Origin of the sequence: Microvirga tunisiensis (genome assembly GCF_009296175.1) — a bacterium.
Classification (GTDB): domain Bacteria; phylum Pseudomonadota; class Alphaproteobacteria; order Rhizobiales; family Beijerinckiaceae; genus Microvirga; species Microvirga tunisiensis.
Genome location: NZ_VOSK01000836.1, coordinates 1 through 1,069 on the forward strand (window position 1 = coordinate 1; position 1,069 = coordinate 1,069).

Consider the following 1,069-nt stretch of genomic DNA (forward strand, 5'->3'; position numbering starts at 1 on the left):
TGTCTGGATGCGAGACCTCCTTGGCGGCAGCGATGACCTGGAGGGCGGGCGGCAACGCGTCTGAATCGGGCGGCTTGTAGCGGCGGTTGGCCAGCTTCGGCTCGGCGGCCAGGCGGCTGCGCACCACCTCATCCGGTGCTCGCCCCTTCAGCACGCGCTGACGTCTCCTGTTGTAAGCCTGATTGAAGCCCTTGAGCAGCGTCTCGAGATCCCGATGGCTATAGATCGTGATGCCGAGCACCTCGCGCTGCACCCGCCCGTTGAAGCGCTCCACGAGACCATTGGTTTGCGGTGTATACGGCTTGGTCCTGCGGTGCTCCAGCTTCAGCTGGCGGCAGGCCTCTTCAAAGCCATCGGCGGTAAAGCAGGATCCTCTGTCGGTGAGCACGTGCGTGATCTTGAAGGGAAACGCGCGGACCGCCTCTTTCAGGAAGGCGACCGCGCTGGTGGCCAGCTCATCGTCCTTGACGGCCAGATGCACCCACCGTGAGCAGCGGTCGATGGCCACATACAAATAGCGCTTGCGGCGCTCCCCGTTGGCGGTCTGCAGCTTGGGCAGGTGCTTGATGTCCATGTGGATGAAGCCAAGATCGTAATCCTTGAACGTGCCGCTCCGGCGCTGGCGCTGCTGCGCCGGGGGCAATCGTCCCAGACCCTCGGCCTTGAGGATGCGGTAGACGGCATCGCGGTTGAGATGCGGCAGGAAATGGCTGACCACAAACGTGAGGTCATCGAGCGGGAAGCCGGTGGCCTGGCGCAGGGCACAGACGATGGCGCGCTCTTCCTCGGTGGCCTTCCAGGGCAGCTTGTGCGGCCGGCTGCTATGGTCCTGGCAGTCCTGTGCGCCGCGCTTGCGCCACTTGCGGATGGTCTCGGTGCTCACGCTGAAGCGCTGGGCCAGCACGCCGGTGGGCTCTCTCGAGCGGGCGATCTCTTGGCGGACGGCGGGGGTGGTGCGGGCTTGCGGATGAAGGGAGTGCATCACGTCCTCCTGCGGTGAGAAGCTCGGCGTCGCAGGCCGTCAAAGCGCCAAGTATACTCCTCAATGGCGTAACGCACCTGATCCCAA

General features: G+C 64.7%; 1 protein-coding gene. It reads right to left on the bottom strand.

The window, feature by feature from the left end; all coding sequences use genetic code 11:
• Positions 1-982: IS481 family transposase (locus FS320_RS51495; RefSeq protein ID WP_152718423.1), on the bottom strand; the 982-nt coding region annotated here is incomplete at its 3' end.
• Between the last annotated feature and the right edge of the window lie 87 nt (positions 983-1,069).